The 19,033-nt window shown below is 36.0% G+C and carries 17 protein-coding genes and 1 pseudogene; 9 read left to right on the forward strand and 9 right to left on the reverse strand.

Annotated elements, in window-relative coordinates; genetic code table 11:
* Positions 1 to 471: pseudogene (locus ACTDJC_RS07765) on the reverse strand (RNA-guided endonuclease InsQ/TnpB family protein); the annotation flags it as partial.
* A 256-nt stretch (positions 472 to 727) separates the two neighbouring features.
* On the opposite strand from ACTDJC_RS07765, the gene msrA reads away from it, so the two are divergent.
* Positions 728 to 1,264 carry a peptide-methionine (S)-S-oxide reductase MsrA gene (gene msrA / locus ACTDJC_RS07770; protein WP_440603063.1) on the forward strand — a complete coding sequence of 179 codons (537 nt, stop codon included), beginning with the start codon at positions 728 to 730 and terminating at the stop codon, positions 1,262 to 1,264.
* A 224-nt stretch (positions 1,265 to 1,488) separates the two neighbouring features.
* On the opposite strand, the gene speB is transcribed toward msrA, so the two are convergent.
* The 3 genes from speB to ACTDJC_RS07785 form a co-directional block, all read right to left on the reverse strand.
* Positions 1,489 to 2,433: an agmatinase gene (gene speB, locus ACTDJC_RS07775; protein ID WP_440603064.1), complete on the reverse strand. Its 945-nt coding sequence runs from the start codon at positions 2,431 to 2,433 to the stop codon at positions 1,489 to 1,491.
* A gap of 199 nt (positions 2,434 to 2,632) precedes the next feature.
* Positions 2,633 to 3,271 (reverse strand): FusB/FusC family EF-G-binding protein, encoded by a 639-nt coding sequence (locus ACTDJC_RS07780; protein WP_440603065.1) that lies wholly within the window; start codon positions 3,269 to 3,271, stop codon positions 2,633 to 2,635.
* A gap of 145 nt (positions 3,272 to 3,416) precedes the next feature.
* Positions 3,417 to 3,680, reverse strand: coding sequence for a CD3324 family protein (locus ACTDJC_RS07785; protein ID WP_440603066.1), 264 nt, complete (start codon positions 3,678 to 3,680; stop codon positions 3,417 to 3,419).
* A gap of 502 nt (positions 3,681 to 4,182) precedes the next feature.
* Here ACTDJC_RS07785 and ACTDJC_RS07790 point away from each other — a divergent pair.
* Positions 4,183 to 5,817, forward strand: a complete 1,635-nt coding sequence (locus ACTDJC_RS07790; protein WP_440603067.1) for a putative polysaccharide biosynthesis protein — start codon at positions 4,183 to 4,185, stop codon at positions 5,815 to 5,817.
* A gap of 432 nt (positions 5,818 to 6,249) precedes the next feature.
* Positions 6,250 to 7,098 (forward strand): pentapeptide repeat-containing protein, encoded by an 849-nt coding sequence (locus ACTDJC_RS07795; protein WP_440603462.1) that lies wholly within the window; start codon positions 6,250 to 6,252, stop codon positions 7,096 to 7,098.
* A gap of 73 nt (positions 7,099 to 7,171) precedes the next feature.
* On the opposite strand, the gene cysK is transcribed toward ACTDJC_RS07795, so the two are convergent.
* Both cysK and ACTDJC_RS07805 read right to left on the reverse strand, forming a co-directional pair.
* On the reverse strand, positions 7,172 to 8,089 hold the full coding sequence (gene cysK / locus ACTDJC_RS07800) for a cysteine synthase A (RefSeq protein WP_253629270.1): 918 nt from the start codon (positions 8,087 to 8,089) through the stop codon (positions 7,172 to 7,174).
* 26 nt (positions 8,090 to 8,115) lie between these two features.
* Positions 8,116 to 9,324, reverse strand: coding sequence for an MFS transporter (locus tag ACTDJC_RS07805; RefSeq protein WP_440603068.1), 1,209 nt, complete (start codon positions 9,322 to 9,324; stop codon positions 8,116 to 8,118).
* 269 nt (positions 9,325 to 9,593) lie between these two features.
* Here ACTDJC_RS07805 and ACTDJC_RS07810 point away from each other — a divergent pair, with 269 nt between their 5' ends.
* Positions 9,594 to 10,154, forward strand: a complete 561-nt coding sequence (locus tag ACTDJC_RS07810) for a GNAT family N-acetyltransferase (protein ID WP_440603069.1) — start codon at positions 9,594 to 9,596, stop codon at positions 10,152 to 10,154.
* A gap of 55 nt (positions 10,155 to 10,209) precedes the next feature.
* On the opposite strand, the gene hflX is transcribed toward ACTDJC_RS07810, so the two are convergent.
* Both hflX and ACTDJC_RS07820 read right to left on the reverse strand, forming a co-directional pair.
* Positions 10,210 to 11,472, reverse strand: coding sequence for a GTPase HflX (gene hflX, locus ACTDJC_RS07815; protein ID WP_429720723.1), 1,263 nt, complete (start codon positions 11,470 to 11,472; stop codon positions 10,210 to 10,212).
* A 559-nt stretch (positions 11,473 to 12,031) separates the two neighbouring features.
* Positions 12,032 to 12,835 (reverse strand): polyphosphate kinase 2 family protein, encoded by an 804-nt coding sequence (locus ACTDJC_RS07820; protein ID WP_098310565.1) that lies wholly within the window; start codon positions 12,833 to 12,835, stop codon positions 12,032 to 12,034.
* Positions 12,836 to 13,345: 510 nt separating this feature from the next.
* Between ACTDJC_RS07820 and ACTDJC_RS07825 the strand changes: the two genes are divergently transcribed.
* Positions 13,346 to 15,169 (forward strand): APC family permease, encoded by a 1,824-nt coding sequence (locus ACTDJC_RS07825; RefSeq protein ID WP_440603070.1) that lies wholly within the window; start codon positions 13,346 to 13,348, stop codon positions 15,167 to 15,169.
* 595 nt (positions 15,170 to 15,764) lie between these two features.
* Here the strand turns inward: ACTDJC_RS07825 and ACTDJC_RS07830 are convergent.
* Complete coding sequence (locus tag ACTDJC_RS07830) at positions 15,765 to 16,082, reverse strand: hypothetical protein (RefSeq protein ID WP_440603071.1); 318 nt, start codon at positions 16,080 to 16,082, stop codon at positions 15,765 to 15,767.
* A gap of 278 nt (positions 16,083 to 16,360) precedes the next feature.
* On the opposite strand from ACTDJC_RS07830, the gene ACTDJC_RS07835 reads away from it, so the two are divergent.
* The 4 genes from ACTDJC_RS07835 to ACTDJC_RS07850 all read left to right on the forward strand — a co-directional run bounded on the left by ACTDJC_RS07835 (position 16,361) and on the right by ACTDJC_RS07850 (position 18,836).
* Positions 16,361 to 16,708, forward strand: a complete 348-nt coding sequence (locus ACTDJC_RS07835; RefSeq protein WP_440603072.1) for an ArsR/SmtB family transcription factor — start codon at positions 16,361 to 16,363, stop codon at positions 16,706 to 16,708.
* A gap of 27 nt (positions 16,709 to 16,735) precedes the next feature.
* A complete protein-coding gene (locus ACTDJC_RS07840) occupies positions 16,736 to 17,386 on the forward strand; it encodes an MIP/aquaporin family protein (protein ID WP_440603073.1) in 651 nt (216 codons plus the stop codon).
* Between the two features lie 29 nt (positions 17,387 to 17,415).
* Positions 17,416 to 17,817 carry an arsenate reductase (thioredoxin) gene (arsC, locus tag ACTDJC_RS07845; protein ID WP_440603074.1) on the forward strand — a complete coding sequence of 134 codons (402 nt, stop codon included), beginning with the start codon at positions 17,416 to 17,418 and terminating at the stop codon, positions 17,815 to 17,817.
* A 545-nt stretch (positions 17,818 to 18,362) separates the two neighbouring features.
* Positions 18,363 to 18,836, forward strand: coding sequence for a hypothetical protein (locus tag ACTDJC_RS07850; protein ID WP_440603075.1), 474 nt, complete (start codon positions 18,363 to 18,365; stop codon positions 18,834 to 18,836).
* The last annotated feature ends 197 nt before the right edge of the window (positions 18,837 to 19,033 follow it).

Raw genomic sequence — 19,033 nt, forward strand, 5'->3', positions numbered from 1 at the left:
AGCAAAAAAAGACTTCCAATTTTGGAATACATTTTTCATGATGGATTGACTAGATTGCGTAGGCAAAGCACGATAATCATTCTGAATCATCACTTTAAATAATGCATCCAGAAAATTATAATCTACATAAGGTTTTTCTGTAGTTGGTTCTGAAAACAAATTACATTTCACTTCTTTTTGTTTTTCTTTTGGTTTTGTTCTCTCTTTTTCCAATTTTTTTTGATAGGCAAGAAGTTGTGTATCATTCATCTTCTCAATGTTTTTGGAGATTATATCCAAAACTTCTTTTTGTAAAGGTTGCAACTCCTTATCTTGTGTCAAACCTGTATATACTTGTCGTATATAAAAGTTTGTCGTGTTGTACATATTCTTAGCATTTTGGCAAGATTCTCGAAAATAAGAATACATACGATGTCCTTTTTTAATCCAAATCTGAAGAGTTTTATAATTTATTTGATTTTCCGTTGTCATTTTTTCACCTCCTTGTTAAGGATATTATACCAAAACAAGAACGTACGTTTCTATCGTTTTACTTGAACATAAAATATTTTTTTCGATTCACCTCACCACCTTCACATATGTTTAGAGGTGGGAGTCCTCTCGAAAGATATGATAGATTTATACCAATCAATTAATTCTTTATTTTGTTTCCAGACTTTTCTCTTGCTATGACAAACAACATATACGATACTATATAAAACATATCAATTTAGGAGGATTACACGCGATGGAAGAAAAACAATATGAACTTGCAACTTTTGCTGGCGGTTGCTTTTGGTGTATGGTAAAGCCATTTGATGAACTTCCTGGTATACATAAAGTCATTTCAGGTTATGCAGGAGGGCATGTTAAAAACCCAACATATGAAGATGTAAAATCTGGCGAATCTGGACATTTAGAAGTCGTTCAAATTACATTTGATCCTACTATATTTCCTTATCAAAAGTTATTAGATTTATATTGGCCGCAAATTGATCCAACTGATGATGGCGGGCAATTTTTCGACCGTGGTCCATCTTATCGTACAGCGATTTTTTATCAAAACGAAACACAAAAAGAGCTTGCTGAAAAATCAAAACAAACATTAGCAGAAAGCGGGACGTTTAAAGATCCAATCGTAACAGACATTCGCCCAGCTGCTCCATTTTACGAAGCGGAAGAATATCATCAACATTTTTATAAAAAAAATCCAGAGAAATATGCCAAGGAACGGAAAGAGTCTGGTCGTGAAGACTTTATCAAGGGAAATTGGCAGAAAAAATAATAAAGTGAAACTTCCATCAGCGGGGGTTTTCTTCATCCCCACTGATGGTTAGTTGAACCAATCGGGCTTTTACGGACAGTTAGCCCCCACCTATCTTCTTCGCTTCTCTCAATCTTGAGGTGAGGGGCTTACTGCCCGTTAATGCGGGATAAATGGACATTTTTTAAGACTGATGAAAAGTTGTTTCATCAGTCTTTTTAAATTTCAATATAATAATTGTTCTCTTACTTATTCACTTCATTCTTCATCTGTAAAGCAATTAAGCTAGCAAAATCATGCACAAGTGTTGCTGCTAAAAGAGAAGTAATTTGAGCTTGATCATATGGCGGTAATACTTCTACTAGGTCGAAACCGATATAATTAAATCCACTTAATGAACGCACCATGTTTAGTGTCTCGCGACTGTTAAATCCCCCTACTTCTAACGTACCTGTACCAGGTGCACAAGATGGATCTACAAAATCAATATCAAACGTTAAGAAACATGGTGTATCGCCAATGGTTGCTCGCATTTGCTCGAGAACGCTTTCAAAACCACGATCACATAATTCAGCTGTTGTAATGACGTTATACCCTAAATCATTACTAGCTTCTATATCACCAGGATGATTTAATGTTCCCCGGATACCAATTTGGAATACTTTTTCAGGTTGTAGTAACCCTTCTTCATGTGCACGAATAAATGGGGAACCGTGCCAATATTTCTCTTCATAATATGTATCCCATGTGTCTGTGTGGGAGTCGAAGTGAATCATTGCGACAGGTCCATGAACTTTCGCTGCTGCACGAAGACTTGCTAATGTAACTGAATGATCCCCTCCAAGACCTATCGGAATAATTCCTCGTTGCATTAATCCCAAAACAGTTTCTTCAATTATCTCATAACTACGATGAATATTGTGCGGGATCACAGACACATCACCAATATCAATTGCATTTGTATCATCAAACGGATAAACATGGTGAATTGGATGATATGGGAACAAAGTCATAGATGCTTGACGAATTGCTTGCGGAGCAAAACGCGCACCAACGCGAAAAGAAGCAGCCGTATCAAACGGCATTCCTAGAATTGCAATCTTTGCTTGCTCATTACTTGATGGTAATCTCATAAATGAACCTGTCGTACAAAACTCTGGTTTTACATCTGGCGTTAGTGGATATTTCATATGTCATTTCCCCTTATCAACATAATTTTTACATTCAAAAAACTTTCCTAAATCTTTTTTATTAAAATGCAAAAATCATGCCATGCAAAAAAATAATCCTTTCCCTACTGCTCATCTTTTGTCATCTATGCAAAATTGAATAACCTATGCCTTATAGCATAAAAAGGATGATAAAAGATCATCCTTTTTATGCTATAAGTTATTTTCTCAATCTCTCAATAAAATCATATAACTTATCCAGTGAAGTCATATTCTGATTACAGGCTATGCTATCTTGGCAAATATAGTTTCCCTTTTTAACAAAAGTACCTGGTACATCTCCTTTTATTTCAACAAGAAACATGCCTACTTCTTCATGACCATGGCACAATGCACAAATGCCTTTTTTGTTTATACTTTGGAATGTGCCTTGTAAACCAACAAACTTATTTTTATTCTTTGCTATAATAAACTTTCTACTTGTGCCTTTATCAATCCAACCTAGATAAGACATCTCTTTCATATTTATTCCTTCCATTTCAGGAAGCTTCAATTTTTTAGCTTTAGGAAATAATTTTTTTAACGTTTGCGCCGTAACTTCCTGAAACGGAATGACATATGGATTTAACTTGAGTAAAAACGCTTCTGCGTCTTCTCTATTTTCAACCGTCAAAATCATATCAATTAATTCTTGTTGTTCATCAGTAAGATTTTCAAAAACATCTAATACCTTTTCTATCGCAAGAGACTTTAGAGCCGCAATAACACCTCTATCGTTTGCTGTTGCATGTCCATTTACTAGAATATAAGCTTGTGATTTTATAAAATTATATTGATCACTTCTAATAAAAGCTTCCATCTTTATCACTCCATACAAAATTGTTTATCTATTTTTTATTTTATACAATCCATGGTCTTTATAAAATGCAGAGGATAGTTTAGAAACAAACTTTACATGAAAAAGCGCTAATTATTGTTTATACAATAATTAGCACTTACAATTTTTATTTTGAATACACTATTTTTTTTATTGTTTCAACAGCAAGAAAATATTCTTCTGCTAATTGATGAATGGATACTCCATCTTTAAAAGCATGTTTAATTGCTTTATTTCGATCATCAAGGTGCTTTCTTCCTCCAGAGCATGTACCCCATTTATGGTGAGCATTTTCTGGTTTTGGAATATAAATTGTTTCTCCTTGCACATACTTTTGAATTTCTACAATCAAATTTTCAGGTAAAACAGTCGCTGCTTTTACATATTTCATTTTTGCTCGCCCCTTATTTTTTATGTTTCATCTAAATAAGGTGCAAAGCCAACTATAGGAAAAATAATACAATTCCATTTAGGCGATTGTATGTTAGATTATTTGTCTACCTCATGCAAAGTATCGCCTTTTCCATACTTGGCTTTGCATGAGACGCTGCAGTATCTGGCAATTTCATTGTAATCGCCATATCAACACCTCCCAATATTTCTTTGGAATCAACCTTATTATATGATAATTTTTTCCTAATTGCATCTTCATGCCTTTTTAAAAATTGTATTATTAAGAAGTATTAAAACCACAATTGAAAAGACTGACCTAAAAAAAACAAACTTATCCTATTTTTTTACAAAATTATAACTTCCTACTAAAACCCCGCAAAAAAAACACACTTTGTAAAAATACTGTAATAATAAATTTAGTATTTTACTTTATAAAATACGAAGACAAGTTTATAGTAGAAAAAGATGATTCTTAAGCAACATGAGTAGGAGGAAGTATTTTGTCTACTTCAAAAGTATTAAAAGGCACTGCCTTACTAAGCGGAGCCACAATAATTTCACGTATTTTAGGTTTTATTTATTTCTTCCCATTTCAAGCGTTAGTTGGGAGTGATGGAGTTGCTTTATATTCTTATGCATACTCCTGGTATGGGATTTTATTAAGCTTTTCAACAGCAGGTATCCCTATCGCCGTTTCAAAATTTGTTGCCAAATATAATGCTTTAGGAGATTACGGCACAAGTAAAAGATTATATAATTCAAGCTTAAAAGTAATGATGTTTATGGGATTCCTTGGTTTCTTAATTTTATTTTTCGGGGCACCTTATGTATCCGAATTAATAGTTCGCTCTAAAACACCAGATCCTGGATTCGTTGCGGATGTAACACTAACAATGCGTGCACTAAGTTTTGCACTTATTATCGTGCCAGCGATGAGTGTTACACGCGGTTATTTCCAAGGTTTTCAACATATGAAACCAAGTGCGGTTTCACAAGTTGTGGAACAAATTGCTCGCGTTATCTTTATTTTAGTTGGAAGCTTTATTGTTTCTAAAATATTAGGCGGATCGGTTGCATCTTCTGTAGCAGTCGCAACATTTGGCGCTGTTATCGGAGCAATTGCCAGTGTTTCCATGCTCGTTATGTATTGGAAGAAGTACAATGGACTACGTCCACCAGAAGGTGAACGAAAAGTGCGCTCTTCTTCGGTTCCCTTAACAAAGATGTATATGGAACTGCTTCGCTATGCGATTCCAATTGTTTTTGTCGGCATTGCCATTCCACTTTATACGTTAGTGGATCAATATACGGTTGCCGATGCACTACAAGCAGTGGGCACACCACTTGATAAAGCAAATGCTGTTTTTGCTTACATTACGAACTATGCTCAAAAACTTATTATGATACCAGCATCACTAGCAACAGGATTTTCTCTCACAATCATCCCGGCAATTACACAGTCATTTACGGGTGGTAAATTAGATCAGTTGCAAAATCAGATTGAAAAGATCTTCACAATATTATTATTTTTCACAATCCCAGCATCATTTGGGCTTGCTAGCATCGCTTACGATGCATTTCGCATGGTATATTTCGATCACAATACAGCATTAGAAGGGTCACAATATTTAATCTCATTTGCACCATCTGCTGTAATGAGCGCGATTTTCACCGTATCAGCAGCTATCTTACAAGGTATTGATTATCAGCGTAAAACGATGATTGCTTTTACTGCAGGTATCATTGTAAAAGTTCTTGTCAATACACCGCTTCTATATGCGCTAGGTGGACATGGTGCTGTATTAGGAACGATACTTGGTTACCTCGTTTCTGATGTAATCATGTTATATTGCATTGTAAAATATACGAAGTTTAACATCGCAAAGACTGGTAAAACCGTATTACTTATTACAATTTACTCTGCAGCAATGTCTGCTGTAGTAATTGGGGCAAAAACGTTATTAAAATGGTTAATTCCCGGACAAACATATATGGAGTCTTTATTAATTGTAGTCGTATGCGGTGCCCTTGGTGCACTTGTTTACTTCGCTTTTGTATTTACAAGCGGGCTTGCTTCTGACATTCTTGGTGATCGTATCAATCGTTTGCCATTGTTGAAAAAATTAAAACGATAAGCATGGAAAAGGTGTAACTTACATTTCAAGTTACACCTTTTTTATTAAAGTAAAGTAATTACCATTTTAGAAGATGATATAATATGTATGATATTTATTTAAAATCAAGTTGAACAGTTTATAAAAAAATGAACCAAAACATATTATCTTACTAAAAAGGAAATTTGAATTTTTCATATTGCACTAACATTGTAAGTTAGGTTAGTTGTAACAAACACTTACCTAAAAGGCATCTATTCTAGCCTCCTCTAATTATAACCAGTAATTAACTGTGAAATGATTTAGTAATAACATTAGTGAATGAGAAAACTCTTTTAAACATAAATGAAGTGACAACCAAACTATTAATCTTATATATTAAATTATACAAGTAACATCGCAATAAAGGAGGTCCACATATTGTTTGAGAACCATGATGATTTAAAACGCGATATGAATCGTAACAACTTGCGCGCTGACTGTGAAAACTGTTTCGGCTTGTGCTGTGTTGCACTTCCCTTCGCAGCTTCGGCAGATTTTGCAATTGATAAAGATGGTGGCAAGCCCTGTCCTAATCTGCAAGCGGACTTTCGTTGCAGTATTCATAGAGACCTTAGACAAAAGGGTTTTAAAGGATGTACCGTTTTTGAATGCTTCGGCGCAGGACAAAAGGTTTCCCAAGTCACTTTCGAAGGAGTAGACTGGCATGAAAGTCCAGAAAAGGCGAGAAAAATGTACAATGTGTTTCCAATTATGCAACAACTCCATGAAATGCTCTGGTATTTAACCGAAGCTTTAACGTTGAAAGCAACTCGTCCGATTCACAGTGAGCTTAACCACATGCTTGATGAGACAGAACGACTTTCTCAACTTAGTCCCGATTCACTCTTGGAATTAGACGTTCCATTACACCGAGCAAATGTAAATGCTCTGCTTTTAAAGACAAGCGAACTAGTATGGACAGAGGCACGTCGTCAACATAAGAATTCAAAAAAAGGCAAGAGAATAAACCATCGAGGAGCAAATCTTATGGGTGCAAAACTTAAAGGAGCAGATCTCAGAGGAGCAAATTTGAGAGGAGCATACCTTATTGCTGCCGACCTCCGAGGCGCAGATTTGAGAGCGGCCGATCTTATCGGTGCTGATTTACGAGACGCCGACCTTAGCGGAGCAGATTTCACAGAGAGTATCTTTCTTACCCAAGTTCAGATTAACTCAGCGAAAGGTGATGCACGCACAAAATTACCCCACTTGCTTTCTCGTCCAACACACTGGTCTGCTTTGAGCAAAAAAACAAATTAAAAGAATCCAAGATGCTACATATGTAACAAATAGAAAAAGAGGATGTATATCTCATATACATCCTCCATAGCAATTATTCAAATAACCCCATGCTCAAATACCGTTCCCCTGTATCCGGTGCAATACATAACACTTTTTTCCCAACACCTAGTCTTTTCGCTAGCGTAATCGCAGCAAACACAGAAGCTCCTGATGATGGTCCTACTAAAATCCCCTCTTCTTTCGCAAGCTTCCTCATTGTCTCAATTGCATCTTCATCAGCAATTTGAATGATTTCATTATAAATCTCTGTATTCAAGTTTTTTGGGATAAACCCTGGACTTGTTCCCACTAATTTATGCGGACCCGGAGCACCACCTGATAAAACGGGAGATCCTTTCGGTTCCACGACTGCAATATATAAACCAGGAAGTTTTTCTCGTAATGTTTCTCCTGTCCCTGTAATAGTTCCACCTGTTCCAGCGGTTGCGACAAATGCATCTAATTCACCGTTCATTTGTTCATAAATTTCAACAGCTGTTGTAGTGCGATGAATTTCAGGATTTGCTTTATTCTCAAACTGCTGTGGAATAAAGCTACCTGGAATTTGCTGCTGCAATTCCAGTGCTTTTGCAATTGCCCCCGGCATCCGTTCAGCAGCTGGTGTCAGTACTACTTCAGCTCCGTATGCCTTCAGCAAGTTAATACGCTCTTTGGACATGTTATCAGGCATAATAAGAATTGCTTTATACCCTTTCGCAGCTGCATTCATCGCCAATCCTATTCCAGTATTACCACTTGTCGGTTCAATAATTGTGTCACCAGGTCGTATGAATCCATTTTCTTCTGCCATATGAATTAAATTATAAGCTGCGCGATCCTTTACGCTACGTGACGGGTTAAACATCTCTAACTTTACATATATATCAGCCGCATCTTCCGGAACAATGCGAGATAAACGCACAACAGGTGTATTTCCAATTAATTCTGTAACGTTATGATATATTTTCATATTCAGGGCTCCTATTCCATCCATTTCTACATCGTTTTACGATCATTTGGCAGTAACCATGATGATAAACCAATTAACGGCAACATACTACATAGCAGCATAATGAAGTTAAGACTATATATATCTGCCAATTTCCCAAGTACAACCGCTCCTAGTGCTCCAAGTCCAAATGCGAGTCCGACAATTAAGCCAGATACCATACCGACTTTTCCAGGAACAAGCTCCTGTGCATACACAACAATAACACTGAAACTACTAGAACTAATAAATCCAATACAAAGAAATAACGGGACAACCCAAACAAGCGAAACATGTGGCAATAATAGTGCTAGCGGTGCTGAACCGAGCATGGAAAACACAATAATATTTCGCTTTCCAAACCGATCTGCTAACGGTCCTCCAAAAAACGTTCCAAGCACGCCAGCAATCATGAAAGCAAATACATAAAACTGTGCATTTTTAATAGATAGTCCATAATGTTCAATTAAATAAAATTGATAAAAGTTTCCAATCCCTGCTCCGTACCATGAACGAACAAACGTTAAAAATACAAGTAAAACAATAACAAACTTAACCCGGCTGCTTATTACTAGACTTTCCGCTTCTAGTGCAGCTCGTTTTTTCCTTCTTACAGCCCCGCTTTCTAACTCCCCTTTATACCATGTAGAAACAAAGTATAATAAGACAATTCCGACCACCGCAAAGCCCGTAAACCAAATAGTACCGATTTGACCAAGCGGAACAAATACGAGTGCCGTAAAAATTGGCGCAAGCGAATTCCCGGTATTTCCTCCTACTTGATAAATGGATTGCGCTAAACCACGCTTTGCTCCTGCTGCCATATAAGCAACACGTGCACCTTCTGGATGAAAGACAGCGGATCCAAGTCCAATAAATAAAACGGATAAAATAACAATATAAAAGTTCGGTGCAAACGCAAGTCCAATCATCCCAAGCATGCTTGAGAACATTCCAAGTGGCAGTAAATAAGGGGAAGGCTTCTTATCTGAATACATCCCAAACATCGGCTGCATAATGGATGATGTCATATTCAAAGCAAAGGCAATCCACCCTACCTGCATATAAGATAAATTCATCGACTTTTCCAAAATTGGAAATAGCGCTGGCACAACTGCCTGCATCGAGTCATTAAGAAAATGACCGAAGCTAATCGCAAATAAAATACGGTAAATCGTTGGTGTAGTCATCGCATTCGGCTTTTGTGCTACCTGCATGTTACACGCTCCTCTCCTCCTGTGCTGAAAATAGCCTGTGTATATATTTCATACACCTGTTTATTTTTCTGACTTTTTAAACATTTACTATTCTATACCTCTTTTTCACCTTTTTCCACTTCTCTGCTTACTGTCTAGCAAAAAGCATGTAACGGCTAAAGTCTAGTAAAATACCCTCTTTGATTTGTTGTTAAAATTCAGAAAAACCTTTACCATATAAAACCATTCAAGTACCATAATATAAAAAGAATAAGTAAGGAGCTTTTAACATGAATCCATTATTATTAAACTTCCCTTCTGAATTTTATACTGAGAGGCTTCTCATACGAATGCCAAGACCTGGAGACGGAAAAGAAGTATATAAAGCAATCAATGAGTCTATTGAAGAATTAAAACCTTGGATGCCTTTTGCTCAAAAAGAACAAACGGAACAAGAAGTAGAAGCAAATATTAGAGATTCTCATGTGAAATTTTTAGCACGTGAAGATTTACGGTTACTCGTTTTTCTTAAGGAGACAGGTGAATTTATTGCTTCTTCAGGATTACACCGTATTAACTGGGATATTCCAAAATTTGAAATTGGTTATTGGATTCATTCTCGTTTTAGCGGGCAAGGATACATGACAGAAGCCGTTACAGGAATTATAGATTTTGCCTTTAATGAATTACAAGCAAATCGAGTGGAAATCCGCTGTGACTCAAGAAATGTAAAAAGCCGTGCCATACCCGAAAAATTAGGTTTTAAATTGGAGGGGATTTTAGAGAATAACAGCGTATCAGTAGATGGTGCTGAATTAAGAGATACATGTGTATATGCAAAGAAAAGATAACGAAAAAAAGAGTTGCTATACAGCAGCTCTTCTCTTCATATTTCAAACGAACTCTTTAGCGTATTACATACTTTTTATATTTTTCAAAATCACTCGTTTTACATTCCACGGTAATTTTCGTACCTTCATTTTCATAGTCTGTCGATAAAACATGAGCATGTTCGTTAAAATAAGAAATTAACTGTCCTTGATCATAAGGAATTAACATTTCACATTGTATATAATCTTGATAAATTTGCGTACGAATCATTTGTACAAGTTCATCCATACCTACTTTTTGTTTAGCCGACAAATACACACGGTTATCTTGTACCTTTGGAATTTCAATATCCATAACATCTGCTTTATTATAAGCATAAATCGTCGGGATATTTTCAACACCGATTTGTTTTAACGTTTGATTTGTAATGTCAATGAGATGCTCATAGTTTGGATTTGCATAATCAACAACATGAATAAGTAAATCTGCCTCCGCTACTTCTTCTAACGTCGAACGGAACGCTTTCACAAGATGATGCGGCAATTTACTAACGAAACCAACTGTATCTGTTAATAAAAATGATTTGTTATCTGGCAATTGAATATTTCGCACAGCTGTTTCGAGCGTCGCAAACAACATATCTTTCTCAAAGACTTGTTTTTCTTCAGATCCGTTAAACATTTCAAGCATCGCATTCATCGTTGTTGATTTACCAGCGTTCGTATATCCTACTAACGACACAACAGGTACTTCATTTTTCTTACGTTGTTTACGCTGCGTTTGACGATGTAAAGTAAGTGCTTCTAGTTCTTTATTTAGCGCTGCAATTTGCTCTTCAATCTTACGGCGATCAAGCTCTAGTTTCTTTTCCCCGACACCTTTGTTTCTCGTACCAACACCGCCGCTTTGTCTTCCAAGCGATTCGCGAAGACCAATTAAACGCGGCATCATATATTGCAAATGCGCGACTTCAACCTGTAATTGTGCTTCTTTTGTCTTTGCACGCTGCGCAAAAATATCTAAAATTAAAATTGTACGATCAATCACTTTACACTCTAAATCCTCTTCTAAATTTCGGATTTGTGAAGGCGATAACTCATCGTTGAAAATCACCATATTCGCATCGGCTTCTTTCACGAACGCTGACACTTCTTCAATTTTACCTGTTCCAATATAATGAGATGGGTTCACACGATGTAAATTTTGTGTAACTTGCCCTACCACTTCCACATCGCATGCTTCTGCTAAATTTGCTAACTCCTCCATCGAATATTCAAAATCACTTTGATTATTTAAATTCACTCCGACTAATATTGCTTTTTGTACTAACTTTTCCATATATTTATTCCTCCATTTCGATTACGCGCAAAATGAAAAACACAAGCTACTGCCTGTGTTTTTCATAAACGGATGAGAGCACGACAAATAAGCATAAAAACATCGCTGCCAGCTTGTTCAATGGTCGTCAAATCCAGCATGATACACCAATTCTAAGAAATGTTTGTATACATGCATCGTATCATTCTGTTTTTAAAGGCAAAACAAAAAGAGGGCGTATTCGTCCCTCCCTCTTTTCACATATAAGTTTAATAGGGTTCCTTTAAAGAGACAGACCAATCCCGTTCACTCTGTACACAGACAGAGCCTTTGAGCGCTATTCAATTATCGGCACAAAGTATTGAGACGTAATCTGATTAAGATCAAAGGAGACCCCTCCGTTCATTAAAAGTTACATAAATTTTAGCACAGTTATATAACTGACACAAGAATAAACTCCATTTATTAGCATAAAGAAAATCGTTATTTTTCTATCTTATTCATCATTTTTTGCGCATACGTCTTTTCCTATAACAAACGAAAGAAAACGCCTTGGTTTCAACAAGCACTTCGCCCACACTTATATCTTATGCTCTTCTTCAATGTCCTCTTGCTTTTCTTCTTTCATTTCATGATAGTATGATGGCAGTTCTATGCCATGTTCTGAGAAATAGTCCTCAATTAATGAAATTATCACTTTCAATGTTTTTACACGCGCATACAATTTATCATTTCCAGGTATAATATTCCACCTTGCATTCGGTTTATCTGTTTTTTCAAACATATCTTCCATTGCCTCGACATATTCATCCCACTTTTCACGATTGCGCCAATCTTCATCTGTAATTTTCCATTTCTTAAGAGGATTTTGCTCTCGCTCTTTAAATCGCGCTAACTGTTCATCTTTGCTAATGTGATAGAAAAATTTCGCTACTATGTAATGATCATCTGTTAATAGTTTTTCAAAATCATTGATTTCATCGTATGCTCTAGTCCACTCTTCTTTTGTAGCAAAACCCTCTACACGTTCAACCAATACACGACCGTACCAAGAGCGATCGAAAATAGTGATTTGGCCATATTGCGGGATTTTCCGCCAAAATCGTTGCAGATAATGATAACGTTTTTCATGAGGAGCAGGTGCACCAATTGGATTTACTTGCAGTCCACGCGGATCAAGGTGCTCGGTAATTCGTTTAATTGCTCCCCCCTTTCCAGCAGCATCCCATCCTTCCATGGCCAAAATAACGGCTATTTTTTCTTCTCGTAAAATCTGCTGCAATGCTAGTAAACGCATTTGATATTTTTCCAGCTTCTTATTATATTTTTGTTTCGATTCAATTTTTTTGGTTAAATCTACTTTTGCAAGATGATCTTTTTTCATAATTTAAGCCCCCTTTTTAAATAACCAACATTATTTTAACATAATTTTCAGTATTTTGTGTATACATATCTCATTAAAGAATACCAACACGTATCACATGCTATATATACTTTAAGTAATATATCTTTGATACTTTGTTTATAGCTTTTACAAAGTAATCAAAAAAACTTCATTGGAATTATCTGTGTTAAGAGAATTTTGTTTCTTAAAAATACAATACAAACATTAACTTGCATTACCGAATAAATGATAGAAAAAGAGTTTTTTTGAACTTTATTTTTAATTACTAAACAATCATTCATCAGCTTCCCAATACAAAGAAAAATGACTTAACCCCTTCCCTTCTCTCTTGTCTATATCCATTCTTTTTATGTAGTAAAAAAGTGATTCTGTCACTGTTTTGTCAATTTATTATTAAAGGATAAAGAATTCATAATAAAAATATCTATTCACTCGCTATCAATTGTGATATTCTGTTCATTGGAAAATTTATATATTGGTGGTGCATCCATGTTTTCATCGTTCAAAAGGTTTTTAATTGGTAGACCCCTTAAATCAAACGCCTTAGGCGAACAAAAATTAAATAAGCTAAAGGCATTGGCTATTCTTTCATCTGATGCTCTTTCTTCTGTTGCGTATGGAACGGAACAGATTTTAATTGTTCTTGCAACACTTGGATCGATTGCCTTTTGGTACTCTATTCCAATTGCAATCGGGGTTCTTATTTTATTAACCGCACTTATTTTATCGTACAGACAGATTATTTTTGCCTATCCGCATGGAGGAGGAGCTTACGTTGTTTCTAAGACAAATTTAGGTATAAATGCCGGACTCGTTGCTGGCGGATCCTTATTGGTAGATTATATCCTTACCGTAGCTGTAAGTGTATCAGCGGGAACAGATGCGATTACATCTGCGTTTCCGGCTTTACATCAGTATACCGTTCCAATCGCGGTCATACTTGTTATTTTCATTACAATCCTGAATCTTAGAGGAGTAACAGAATCCGCTTCTATTCTAGCTTATCCTGTCTATCTCTTCGTATTAGCACTCATTTTATTAATTACTGTTGGAGTGTTTAAAATCGTAACTGGACAAGCGCCAGCAACCCTACATACACCTATTGGTACTGCTGTACCGGGAGTTACATTATTCTTTTTATTAAAAGCATTCTCATCTGGATGTTCTGCATTAACAGGTGTAGAGGCTATTTCAAATGCTATTCCTAATTTTAAAGAACCCGCTGCTAAAAATGCGGCCAAAACATTAGTTATGATGGGAACAATTCTAGCAGTCTTATTTACCGGAATCACTATTTTGGCATTTTGGTACGGTATTGCTCCGAAGCCTACTGAAACTGTTGTATCTCAAATTGCATCAGATGTATTCGGAAGAAATTATGTTTACTACTTTATACAAGGAACAACAGCACTTATTTTAGTATTAGCTGCTAATACAGGATTCTCAGCATTCCCATTATTAGCTTTCAACCTAGCATCAGATAAATACATGCCTCGCATGTTTTTAATGCGCGGTGATCGCTTAGGATATTCAAATGGAATTTTGACACTAGGAATCGCTTCTATTATTTTAATAATTGCGTTTCAAGGAAAAACAGAGCAACTAATCCCGCTATATGCAGTTGGTGTATTCCTTCCTTTCACCTTGTCGCAAACAGGAATGATTGTAAAATGGTTACGCGAAAAGCCAAAAGGATGGTTACCTAAATTACTAACAAATCTAGTAGGGGCGCTTATTTCACTATCTGTATTACTGATTTTCTTTATCACAAAGTTTACACAAGTATGGTCTGTCGTTATATTCCTGCCAATTATTGTGTACACCTGTCATCGTATTTATAAACATTACGATTCCGTTGGAGAACAACTACGTATCGATCCAAATGCAGTTTCTCACAAATTTGAAGGAAACATTGTCATCGTACCCGTTGCAGGAATCACAAAAGTAGTCGAACAATCGATTAATTATGCCGAGGCTATTGGTGATACTGTCATCGCCGTATATGTAGCCTTCGACAAAGAAAGTGAAATAAAAATGCAACAAAAATGGAAAGAATGGAAACCAGATGTTCGTCTTATTACAGTGGTTTCTTCTTACAGAAGCTTAATGAGACCTCTTACAAAATTAGTAGCTATGATTCAAGATAAAGCACAGGAAAATCATCAGTCAGTTACTGTGCTCATTCCGCAATTTATAACCAAAAAAAGTTGGCATAACATCTTACACAACCAATCAAGTGTTTTATTAAGGGTATACCTTCTATATAAAAAGAATGTTATCGTTTCAACTGTTCCATTTAGATTTAAGAAATAGCTAGTAAACTATTAAATTTTTCTATCCTTTTACAAGAACAAGACCCCTAACTATAAATGAGTTAGGGGTCTTGTTTTTATTAGTTAGTTTTTAATACTTCTCCCCATTGTTCATATTTTTCATGCGGAGAAATTTTTGGCCATCCATCTCTTAGCTTTCACATCACATTGTTAATATGATTACGGACAAGCCTTTTTGCTATTGGCTCTGTTAAAGAATAATGTTGATAATTTAGCAAATAAAAAAGAAACGAATCTCTTAATCAAAAAAAAGAGACAAAACAGGCGCCTCCTAAGAAGAAACAAATCAATCCACAAACAATTGCTGCGTTGTTGCTGACAGGCGCGCAAGTTGTGTACTGGATTATTCAAATTTGTAAACTTCTACTTTTCTAATTATCTAGAGGTATGCCCATTTTGACTCCTAAATCCCAGCGGAGTGTGGTTTTTACCAGTACGGATCTTCTGGTTTCAAAACCCTCTCCCATATTTATAATATGAGATATTTTCCCTTTTGACTCTTCCGTATATCTTTTATTTCATTCAGGGATAGCGTCCCGAAATTTCAATAAGAAAATCATTAAAAACAGCCTTGATTATATATTAAGTTTGTCTTTACAGTTCTCGCAAATAAATTTCCCCTCCAAATTTAAATAGGCTTTAATTTCTGTAAATCCTTTTCTCTTAGGATAGGGTACGATTACTAATGCTTGTTCGTCCTTTTTAATATCTTCCTTACAGTAGACGCATTTCGGAACTATCAATGCCACATTAATCCCCTCTTTCATCAACATAACGATTATATTTAAAAATCTCTTGTAGTCGATCTTGACCTTTAGTGAATTCCTTAATGGGGTACCGCCAGCATTTTGGAAAAAAACCACGCTAAGCAAAAAATACAATAAGCTGCCCATATGGACAGCTCATTTACATAATTATCGTTATTGGAAGTTAGTTAATGAAGAGCAAAATTGTAAAGAATATGTTAAAGTCTGTTCTTTTCTCTTGTTGTATATAAGTATTTGACTATATACTTATGAACGAGAAAGAAAGTAGACGTATCTATATTGGCGTAATAACTTTTATCTGATCTGAAGATGAAGTTGAGCTGTAATCATTAGTAGGTATAAGACCTTTCGTTGAATATATAAGTAAATAATTATGTAATTACACAAGAATACGAGGTGCTTATATGCAAAAAACACTTGTAGATATGGATCGAACGGCACAAGTGTTGAAATTGCTTGGAGATAAAACACGTTTAACCATCGTTACGATTTTAAAACAACGAGAGTGTTGTGTATGTGAATTTCTTGAAGTATTTGACATGAGTCAGCCTTCTATTAGTCAGCATCTTCGTAAATTAAAGGATGCGGGATTAGTGAAAGAAAGACGGAAAGGCCAATGGATTTATTATTCCCTAAACTCACAAAGTGATTTGTATGTACTGATTGAAGATATTTTAGAACATGTACCAGATCAGCATGATAAGATACAGGTCATGCTGAATTGCGCTTCAAATACATGTTGTAATGAATAGATAGTGTGAATACGGGGGAGCTCATGCATGAAAAAGAAACTAACCGCAGAATTTTTAGGAACATACTTTTTAGTTTTTGCTGGAACCGGAGCCGTTGTGATCAATCAAATTACACAGAGTTTGACACATGTTGGAATTGCGTTAACCTTCGGACTTGTCGTGACTGCACTTATTTACACATTTGGACATATCTCGGGTGCGCATTTTAACCCAGCTGTCACGATTGGATTTTTCTTACTTGGGGATACAAACAAGTGGGATGCGATATCGTATATTATTGTTCAACTGTTGGGTGCGATACTGGCAAGTATGACGATGCTCTTGTTATTTGGAAATGTCGCCAAGTTAGGCACAACATTACCAAGAGGAACAGAGATTCAATCGTTTGGTTTGGAATTTATTCTTACCTTCTTTCTAATGATGGTTATTTTAGGATCGGCTGTTCATGGAAAAGCGGTTCAGTCATTCGCCGGACTTGCAATTGGCTCTACGGTTGGACTGGAAGCCATGTTTGGTGGACCGATAAGCGGTGCATCCATGAATCCTGCACGTTCCATTGGACCGGCAATCATGTCAGGTCATATGGAACATCTTTGGATTTATATTGTTGCTACCATATTAGGTGCGATTGCAGCGACTTTCGTTTATAAGTTTATGCATGAGGAACAACAAATCTAATACATTACGTACTAAAGGAGACATGACAGATGGAAAAGCAAACAATCTACTTTTTATGCACAGGAAACTCTTGTCGCAGCCAAATGGCAGAAGGGTGGGCGAAGAAGCATTTAGGTGACAAGTGGAATGTATATTCTGCAGGCATCGAAGCACATGGTGTCAATCCTAATGCGATTAAAGCCATGGAGGAAGTGGATATTGATATTACAAACCAAACTTCTGATGTCATCGATCGTGACATTTTAAATAATGCAGACTTGGTGGTAACTCTTTGCGGTCACGCAAATGATGTTTGCCCAACAACACCTTCGCATGTAAACCGTGTTCATTGGGGATTTGATGATCCGGCAGGGAAAGAGTGGTCTGAATTTCAACGTGTTCGTGATGAAATTGGGGCACGTATTAAAGAATTTGCTAAAACAGGTAAATAAGCGATAGAAAAGGACTTTTCGTACGTTGAAAGGTCTTTTTTTTTGCATACCGTATACATATGAGGTTTACATAACCTATCATTATCAGCAGTAACCAAATCCTAGAAAGCCATTCATACCAATAGTTTGTCAGCCTTCCGTTCCTTCCGCTGTATGCAAGATTTCATACAGCCCTGTCACAACAGCATTTGGCAGTTCAAACCGTTCTCGTAGCCTGCATGAAATCCTGTATATCCTTAGCGTATAAAATCCACGTTTTGTTGGCGAGACCTCAAAAAGAAGCGCGAAACGCACTTCTTTTCTTTGTAATCACTACACATCACATTGTTAATATGATTACGTACAAGCCTTTTTGTTATTAAATAATTCAGCTCCTCCCTACTAAATAAAAGAAAATATTACGGATTACTCACCTTTCAAATAATCGGTGTTATCGAAAGCTGCTATCAATCCCCCATATTTTGTTACTAATTCCTCAGTACATATTACCTTGTATTTAAGAAAATGATAAATACGATGAAATCTTGTACTTTGGAGGTTATAGTATGCGAAAAATAACAGTTGTTCTTTTTTGTATGATGTGTTTTATATTCAATAGCAATATATTAGCGAAAGCTTCCTCGTTTAGTACTCTTCCTATATCAAAGTCCTCTGAACGTTGGTATTTAAAAATTAATAAATCTGACGATAAGCCCAGGCTTTCAAAACCAAAACTGGGCCTAGTTAATACATATAGTCTAGATGTGAAAAATATGGGGGAAAATGCTTATAATTTAGATGTAGATATATACAGTAACTTTAACGATTCCAAAACTTTGCGGGCAAACATGGACGCACCGGAAACTGAAAGAACAGTTCCAAATAATGAATGCCATTTTTCTAACTTTCCTGTGTCAGTAAAAGCAAAGAGTATTACTGTTATCATTACATGGGAGGAAGAGCTACCTAAGACATTCTCTGATGGTAAAACGATAAAAGCGAGAAAATATAAAGAAATATTTGTGTTCGATCAAAAGTAGATGATAAAAAGCTCCCCCTTAAAACTAGAGAGCTTTTTATCATCTATTTAGGTATGAATATCATATATACAAAGTTGATATAACGCATGTTATTGAAAGTAAAAAAGCGAACCATTTCTTATCCATCCAATGACAAAAAGAGGTGCAATTTGTACTGAACTCCAAAAGTTAGACTTTTTCAAAGTGATTCCTTACTC

Origin of the sequence: Bacillus sp. GB_SG_008 (assembly GCF_052038115.1) — a bacterium.
GTDB classification, from domain to species: domain Bacteria; phylum Bacillota; class Bacilli; order Bacillales; family Bacillaceae_G; genus Bacillus_A; species Bacillus_A rhizoplanae.

Excerpts from the sequence above, each read along its gene's own strand:
- msrA (WP_440603063.1), top strand. The coding sequence starts at position 728 with ATGGAAGAAAAACAATATGAACTTGCAACTTTTGCTGGCGGTTGCTTT.
- speB (WP_440603064.1), bottom strand. The coding sequence starts at position 2,433 with ATGAAATATCCACTAACGCCAGATGTAAAACCAGAGTTTTGTACGACA.
- ACTDJC_RS07780 (WP_440603065.1), bottom strand. The coding sequence starts at position 3,271 with ATGGAAGCTTTTATTAGAAGTGATCAATATAATTTTATAAAATCACAA.
- ACTDJC_RS07785 (WP_440603066.1), bottom strand. The coding sequence starts at position 3,680 with ATGAAATATGTAAAAGCAGCGACTGTTTTACCTGAAAATTTGATTGTA.
- ACTDJC_RS07795 (WP_440603462.1), top strand. The coding sequence starts at position 6,250 with ATGAATCGTAACAACTTGCGCGCTGACTGTGAAAACTGTTTCGGCTTG.
- cysK (WP_253629270.1), bottom strand. The coding sequence starts at position 8,089 with ATGAAAATATATCATAACGTTACAGAATTAATTGGAAATACACCTGTT.
- ACTDJC_RS07805 (WP_440603068.1), bottom strand. The coding sequence starts at position 9,324 with ATGCAGGTAGCACAAAAGCCGAATGCGATGACTACACCAACGATTTAC.
- ACTDJC_RS07810 (WP_440603069.1), top strand. The coding sequence starts at position 9,594 with ATGAATCCATTATTATTAAACTTCCCTTCTGAATTTTATACTGAGAGG.
- hflX (WP_429720723.1), bottom strand. The coding sequence starts at position 11,472 with ATGGAAAAGTTAGTACAAAAAGCAATATTAGTCGGAGTGAATTTAAAT.
- ACTDJC_RS07820 (WP_098310565.1), bottom strand. The coding sequence starts at position 12,835 with ATGAAAAAAGATCATCTTGCAAAAGTAGATTTAACCAAAAAAATTGAA.
- ACTDJC_RS07825 (WP_440603070.1), top strand. The coding sequence starts at position 13,346 with ATGTTTTCATCGTTCAAAAGGTTTTTAATTGGTAGACCCCTTAAATCA.
- ACTDJC_RS07830 (WP_440603071.1), bottom strand. The coding sequence starts at position 16,082 with ATGGGCAGCTTATTGTATTTTTTGCTTAGCGTGGTTTTTTTCCAAAAT.
- ACTDJC_RS07835 (WP_440603072.1), top strand. The coding sequence starts at position 16,361 with ATGCAAAAAACACTTGTAGATATGGATCGAACGGCACAAGTGTTGAAA.
- ACTDJC_RS07840 (WP_440603073.1), top strand. The coding sequence starts at position 16,736 with ATGAAAAAGAAACTAACCGCAGAATTTTTAGGAACATACTTTTTAGTT.
- arsC (WP_440603074.1), top strand. The coding sequence starts at position 17,416 with ATGGAAAAGCAAACAATCTACTTTTTATGCACAGGAAACTCTTGTCGC.
- ACTDJC_RS07850 (WP_440603075.1), top strand. The coding sequence starts at position 18,363 with ATGCGAAAAATAACAGTTGTTCTTTTTTGTATGATGTGTTTTATATTC.